Source organism: Vibrio xiamenensis (genome assembly GCF_900100015.1).
In the GTDB taxonomy this organism is placed as follows: domain Bacteria; phylum Pseudomonadota; class Gammaproteobacteria; order Enterobacterales; family Vibrionaceae; genus Vibrio; species Vibrio xiamenensis.
The window spans coordinates 137,237-143,986 of the sequence record NZ_FNDD01000012.1 but is presented as its reverse complement, the minus strand read 5'-3'; the positions used below and the strand labels follow the sequence as shown (position 1 = coordinate 143,986).

Annotated in this window: 6 protein-coding genes; 5 read left to right on the top strand and 1 reads right to left on the bottom strand. The window is 46.3% G+C overall.

The features are described from left to right. Positions 1–586: 586 nt before the first annotated feature. On the bottom strand, positions 587–1,948 hold the full coding sequence (locus tag BLS03_RS11725; protein ID WP_093273900.1) for an amidohydrolase family protein: 1,362 nt from the start codon (positions 1,946–1,948) through the stop codon (positions 587–589). A gap of 519 nt (positions 1,949–2,467) precedes the next feature. On the opposite strand from BLS03_RS11725, the gene BLS03_RS11720 reads away from it, so the two are divergent. The 5 genes from BLS03_RS11720 (at position 2,468) to BLS03_RS11700 (ending at position 6,683) form a co-directional block, all read left to right on the top strand. Then, complete coding sequence (locus BLS03_RS11720; protein WP_093273898.1) at positions 2,468–3,469, top strand: ABC transporter substrate-binding protein; 1,002 nt, start codon at positions 2,468–2,470, stop codon at positions 3,467–3,469. Further along, positions 3,469–4,284 carry an ABC transporter ATP-binding protein gene (locus tag BLS03_RS11715; RefSeq protein ID WP_093273896.1) on the top strand — a complete coding sequence of 272 codons (816 nt, stop codon included), beginning with the start codon at positions 3,469–3,471 and terminating at the stop codon, positions 4,282–4,284. The genes BLS03_RS11720 and BLS03_RS11715 overlap by 1 nt, the downstream gene beginning before the upstream one ends. Positions 4,285–4,310: 26 nt before the next feature. Continuing rightward, entirely contained in the window at positions 4,311–5,093 is a 783-nt protein-coding gene (locus BLS03_RS11710) for an ABC transporter permease (protein WP_093273893.1), read from the top strand. Positions 5,094–5,104: 11 nt separating this feature from the next. Continuing rightward, a complete protein-coding gene (locus BLS03_RS11705) occupies positions 5,105–5,581 on the top strand; it encodes a nucleoside deaminase (protein ID WP_093273890.1) in 477 nt (158 codons plus the stop codon). 115 nt (positions 5,582–5,696) lie between these two features. Further along, positions 5,697–6,683 (top strand): isopenicillin N synthase family dioxygenase, encoded by a 987-nt coding sequence (locus BLS03_RS11700; RefSeq protein WP_093273886.1) that lies wholly within the window; start codon positions 5,697–5,699, stop codon positions 6,681–6,683. Positions 6,684–6,750 lie beyond the last annotated feature (67 nt).

Genomic DNA, 6,750 nt, shown 5'->3' with positions numbered 1-6,750 from the left:
GCCGCCCATAAGCGCCCCCGAAGGTTTGTTTATGTCGCTGCCGCTCGACTTGCATGTGTTAGGCCTGCCGCCAGCGTTCAATCTGAGCCATGATCAAACTCTTCAATTAAAAGTTTTTTGTGGCTCAATGAATACTGATTACATTCTCTATTCTTTCGAATAGAAGACTGTGAATTGACTGTGCCGATACCACTCTTATAAAAGAAAGTATCGATTGGTCACTCAGTTCATTGAAACCAATTTGATTCCGAAGAATCTAATTTGATTATCATCAACGAGTGCCCACACAGATTGATAGGTTTATATTGTTAAAGAGCTTGTTGTGAGGTTACCCTCAAAACGGACGGCCATTTTAGCGAGTTAACTGAGTGAGTCAACTGTTTTTTAACTCTATTTTATTCAAGTTAAGATATTGAAAATGACTGTCTTTGCTTATCCGAAATCATTGAAGTTTTCCCGGACAACGGAGGCGCATTATAGGGAGGAAAATTTGATAAGCAAGAGGAAATCAGCCAAAAAAGGGGCTTTTCTGGCTGACAGGTTAAATAACCAGCAAAAACTGGATTTTCGCGCACATTATCGACAATTAAACGCCAAGTTTACTCACTCTTTGATTGAGCTTGGTAACTGAAAGACGAACTTCATCAACTAGGTTTTGGTACAAGCTGTCGTCTTGGTGACGATAAACCAATGCACCATTAATCATGCTGGCTTTGATATTAACCGGCTCACCACACATGATAGGTGCCATGCTCTGCGAGTGACACCCAGCTAAACGTGGCTGATGCAAATCATATAAAACCAAATCCGCGCAGTAACCGACTTTTATTTTACCGACTTGATTCAGGCCTAGAATATTCGCACCACCAACACTTCCCCAATCCAGTACTTGTTCAAGTGTGGTGGCTTGAGGGCCACTTTGCGCTCTATGTATCAACCAAGTTAAGTTGAGCTCTTGCAACATCGACCCTGACTCTGCTGAAGCAGAGCCATCAACACCGATAGAAATCGGCATGCCCGCAGCATGCATTTGCGGAATTGGGGCAATACCACTGCCAAGTCTGCAATTCGAAGTAGGACAGTGAGCAATACCTGTCTTAGTTTGCGCGAGTAAAGCGATGTCCTCATTGCTTGCTTGAACAATATGTGCAAACCAAACATCTTCTCCCAGCCAATCACAGCTTTGCGCAAATTCCACCGCGCTCTTTCCGTATTTAAGGCGCGTTTGCTCATCATCAAAACTCACTTCAAGTAAATGAGAGTGCATTCTTAGCTGATGACTTCTCGCATACTCGGCAAGTAAGCGCAAATCATCGGGGGTCGCTGAGTGTGCAATTGTCGTGGGCGCAACCACGAGTTTACGCATCGCGTCGCCACCGGCTTGATGATACCGCGAACGAGTGTTCTCCAAGCGTTCGATCATTTGCGGTGCCGATTCCGGAATCACCCCGGCTTTGGCTAAACCTTTATGCGTACCTTTAATGGTGGCACCGCCACGGCACAGGACCAAGCGAATACCCATCTCATCGGCCGCTTGCCACACCGCCTCTTCAACTTCTTGGCTTGAATTAGCATGGTATAAATAATGATGGTCAGCACACGTGGTCGCTCCTGAACGCAGCAGTTCATAAAAACCAAGCTTTGCAGCGCTGTACATGACATCTGGTGTAATTTGCGGCCAATAACGATATGGAACACTGGCAAGCCAATCCCCTAGTCCGTCATTGAGCCCTTGAGGAATACCTTTTAGCAGCGACTGAGCAATGTGATGGTGAGTATTCACCAATCCCGGATAGACAACGCAGTTTGAAGCATCAACAAGCTCTTCACCATTTATGGGATGCAAATTTTGCCCAAGCTCGGTGATTTTTCCGTCTTGAATACGAATATCGTGCACATTCTCAATCGATGAATACACACCAGTAGCGTTTTTAATTAAATAATCCATGGAACATCCCTTCCTTTAAAACACATCAGTAGTGCTTAACCGTACTACCTAATGAGCAATGTCCCGGAGTTCCATCACTCCTAACCGCTTCTACTCAACACTCAAAATACAATAACACTCTGTATACAATGCAATTAGCAGACCATGAATCCTAGCCATAGCCGACCAACACAAACCGTATATCATGCACCAAAAATGCACAAGAATGAGAATAAAACACACCATTTTAGTGCATTTTAATAACACAAACGCAACATAATCGAAATTATTGTATACAACCTCAGTCGTATTTAATCGCTTACAATCCTTACAAAGCTTGGATTAACTAACGAGGAAATCCTTACGATCCACTTTCTCATAATTGTGGCACACTGCTTGCTGGATACATATTGTACGTGAGTAGAAGCGGTTAGATGCCAATGACGGCGTCGGGACATTGCTCATAGTTAATCACAGTGTGACTGTACTCTGTGGTGAGTGCATCACCTTGTAAAGTGCAAAGGAAGACACGGAGCAACTATGAAACCATTCTCAAAACTCAAAAAACTCACCCTTTCTCTATCCGTTTTATTGGCCTCAAGCCCTAGCTTTGCTGCCGATAAAGTCACTTTCCAACTCGATTGGCTACCAGGTGGTGACAAAGCCCCTGTTTATGTTGGCGTGAAACAAGGCTTCTTCGCCGAACAAGATCTCGACGTCACCATTTTGCAAGGTAAAGGCTCGACAGACGCGATCACGAAAGTGGCGACAGGTACTGCTGATATCGGATCTTCAGATATCACTGCGCTATTGGTTGCAAAAGCGAATGACGATGTTCCGGTTAAAGCTATTTACTCCATTTTTAGTAAAGCGCCTTACGCTTTTTATGCACTTGAAGGCTCTGGCGTGAACTCGGTAAAAGATGTGGCAGGTAAAACCATCGTGACTTCCCCTTTTACTTCCGCCAACGTATTTCTACCTTTATTGCTTAAGAAAAACGGCATTGATGAAAGTAGCGTAAAGGTCCTAAAAGCCGATCCTGGCGCGTTGAATCCTATGCTGATCACGGGTCAATCAGATGTGATGATTTCATGGATAACCGATGCAGTAAAAAACCAGCAACAAGCCAAACAAGCCGGTAAGAAAATCGATATTTTCCCGTGGCACGATGCCGGGCTGCAGTTTTACTCATCTTCGGTTATCGCGAGCGACAAAATGCTCAAAGAGCGCCCAGATGTGGTGAAACGTTTTATCAAAGCTTTTGCAAAATCGGTGGCTTACACATGGGAGCACCCAGAGCAAAGCGCCAAAGACGTACATGACATAGTCCCCGAGGTCGATGTACAACAAGCCACCGACACCATTAAATCGATTCGTGATTTAGTGTTGAATGATGTCAGCCAGCGTGACGGTGTGGGCGCCTTCACTCCCACTCGCTTAGCTGAAACCTGGAAATGGACAGCAGAAGCGCAGAGTTTAGACCTAGGCAAACTCGACCCTGAAGCGGCGATCTCTCGTGATTTCTACCAAGGAGTCAACTAATGCAGCCATTTGTTTCCTTCAAGCAAATCGGCCACACCTACCACACAGACAAACAATCGGTGACGGTGCTCAAAGACGTCAACTTTAACGTCAATAAGCATGAATTCGTTGCGATTGTCGGCCCTTCGGGCTGTGGTAAATCGACCCTTTTGCGTTTGCTCTCTGGCTTAATCGAGCCGAGTGAAGGCGAAATTCGCGTGTTTGGCCATCACATCAACGGACCACGTGAAGATATCGGTATTGTATTTCAAAAGCCGACGCTTCTACCTTGGAAAAACGTACTTGATAACGTGCTGTTTCCGCTCAAACACAAATTTGGTCGCGTTAGCGATAAAGAGCGTGTATTCGCGAAATCCCTGCTCAAAAAAGTCGGCCTCGCCGACTTTGAGACCAGTATGCCCGATCAGCTATCGGGCGGCATGCAACAAAGAGTTGGCATTGCCCGCGCTTTGTTGCTCAATCCCGACATCTTGATTATGGATGAACCTTTCTCCGCGCTTGATGCACTGACTCGCGAAGAAATGGGGTTTGAGTTGCAGCGCATTTGGAGTGAAAAACCGAAAACGGTGCTGTTTATTACCCACTCCATTTCCGAAGCGGTACTACTGGCAGACAAAGTGCTGGTGATGGGGCCAAGGCCAAGTACGGTACTGGAAGAAATCACCATCGACTTACCTCGCCCGAGGAATATTAATACCTTGCAGGATCCGCAATTTGGCGCTTACACCAAACAGATTCGTGAGTATTTTTATCATCCAAAAGCAGAAGCCGATAGCGAGCAAGACAATGTTTCGCCGCTGCGCCGTCTTGCTTAGCCTAAGTAACCTTGAAGGGAATCAAGATGAAAAGTTTTTACGCTTACTGGTCTAAAAATGGCCTTCCTTTACTGGCGATGTTGGCACTCATCCCGATTTGGGAACTTATCTGTCGCGTATTTTCAGTACCCACATTTATTCTTCCTGCACCGTCGGATATCGTCCACGCCTTTACTCAAGTTTCAGCCGCACGCTGGTTTGATAACTTGTGGGCGACTTTGCGCATCGCGCTGCTTGGCTTTGGCCTGTCATTTATCATCAGTATTCCACTGGCGATAATGATGGTTAGCTCCAAATTCCTTACTCGAGCGATTTTTCCTTTGCTGGTCGTCATTCAATCCACGCCAGTCGTCGCTATCGCCCCCTTGCTGATTGTAATTCTGGGAACTGGCGATGCGCCGCGACTTGCCATCACGTGCTTAATCACCTTTTTCCCTTTAGTGGTATCAGCAACCACCGGGATGTTGGCAACACCGCCGGAATTGATTGAATTATCACGTTCGCTCAATGTCGACTCGAAAAAGACCATTTGGCAAATTCGCCTACCTTACGCCATTCCGCACATTTTCAGTGGCGTGAAAGTTGCGATCACCTTAGCGGTTATCGGTGCGGTTATCGCCGAATTTGTCGCCGCCGAAAAAGGCTTGGGGTACTTAGTTCAGTTCTCAACGTCGTATTTCAAAATTCCTCAAGCGTTTGCGGCATTAGTGTTTCTCTCGATCGTCAGTATGTTGCTATTTAAATCCGTCAGTTGGATTCAAAAAGGCTTGTTTGCCTGGAGTCTATCGGAAGACGAGAAGCACAGTTAAAAGGATTTTTTATGCTTAATGAACATATCGATTTTAAATTTCTTCGCTACAGTTTCGCGCTGGCCGAAGACGCCAAATTACGCGGTATTCACCCTTTCTCTGCGGTATTAGTCGATGCCAATGGTGAAATACTACTGGAACAAATTAACGGTTATTTACCGAATTTAGACATGACGGGTCACGCAGAGCGCGTGATTATGACCAAAGCCAGCAAACTGTATCGCCCTGACTTTCTACAAACCTGTACCTTGTACGTTTCGGCAGAGCCATGCGCAATGTGCGCCGGAGCTATCTATTGGGCGGGCGTTGGCCGCGTTGTGTATGGTTTGAGCGAAGCCACGCTTAAAACACTCACTGGTAATCACCCGGAGAACCCGACGTTAGCGCTGCCTTGTCGCACTGTGTTTGAATCCGGTCAACGCGAAGTCGAAGTGCTCGGCCCACTGCTTGAAGACGAAGCGGAACTGGTGCATCACGGCGTGTGGTAATGACCAGCACATAACTTAATTCATCAAACCCACGGAGTAGAAGCGGTCTGCAATACTTTGCTATTGCTGGACATTGCTCCAATAACAAGCAAATGCTTAATTGGAGACTAAAACCATGACACAAACTTGCTATCAATTAGACGAACTGAATTTCGAAACCACGATTGGCGGACGCGGCGTTGAAGCCGATGTCGAATCCATCCCGATGATTGACCTGCACGATTTTGAGCAGCGACGCGAAGAGATCACCGAGCAACTATGGCAAGCTGCAACACAAGTAGGATTCTTTCAGCTCACCAATCACGGAATTGCGTTGACTGATATCGAGAAAGCTTTTGGTTTGAGCGAGCAGTTTTTCTCACTTCCTCAGCAAGACAAACAGCAATTCCCGCTTAAAGAAGGGCTAAATGCGGGTTGGGAATTTAAGCAGCAAGTACGCCCGTCAACCGGCACAGCCGATCAAAAAGAGTCGTATCAAATTACTCTACCGCACATGGATGATTTGTGGCCCAGTGAGCAATTGGTGCCAGAATTTGAGTCACACTTGCTGTCTATGGAGCATCAAGCATGGCAATTGGGAATGAAGGTTCTGTCTTGCTTTGCAGATAAACTGGGCTTTGAGCGCGACTTCTTTACTCGTGCCCACCAGCGCGAATCGCAAGATTACCTGAGCACATTACGCATGCTGCATTACTTGCCGATGGCAGAAATTCCGACCGAAGGCGAGCATTGGCGTGCTGGCGCTCATACCGACTTTGATTGTTTGACCATGGTTTTTCAACAAGAGAACCAAGGTGGTCTGCAAGTTGCGGGCGGTAAAGATGCCAAACAAAATTTGGTGTGGAGCAATGTGGTACCGAAAGCGGGTGTCATCACCTGCAATATTGGCGATATGTTGATGCGTTGGAGTGATGATTTACTCAAATCTACGCTGCACCGCGTCAGAATGCCAAGCGCCGAAGAAAACCAAGGTTCACGCTACAGCATGGCATTTTTCTGCCAAGCCAATCGCGACCAAATCATTCAAGGGCCACAGCAGCGTTATCAACCTATCACCGCGCAAGAGTATTTGAAAATGCGTATTAACGCCAACTTCGCCTAATGCGAAAAAAACCTATCTCCCAATAAAAAAGCCATGCGATTGCATGGCTTTTGTTTTCATAAACAGC

Bases quoted from the DNA above. Each gene is read 5' to 3' on its own strand.
- BLS03_RS11700 (WP_093273886.1), top strand. From the start codon at position 5,697: ATGACACAAACTTGCTATCAATTAGACGAACTGAATTTCGAAACCACG.
- BLS03_RS11715 (WP_093273896.1), top strand. From the start codon at position 3,469: ATGCAGCCATTTGTTTCCTTCAAGCAAATCGGCCACACCTACCACACA.
- BLS03_RS11705 (WP_093273890.1), top strand. From the start codon at position 5,105: ATGCTTAATGAACATATCGATTTTAAATTTCTTCGCTACAGTTTCGCG.
- BLS03_RS11710 (WP_093273893.1), top strand. From the start codon at position 4,311: ATGAAAAGTTTTTACGCTTACTGGTCTAAAAATGGCCTTCCTTTACTG.
- BLS03_RS11725 (WP_093273900.1), bottom strand. From the start codon at position 1,948: ATGGATTATTTAATTAAAAACGCTACTGGTGTGTATTCATCGATTGAG.
- BLS03_RS11720 (WP_093273898.1), top strand. From the start codon at position 2,468: ATGAAACCATTCTCAAAACTCAAAAAACTCACCCTTTCTCTATCCGTT.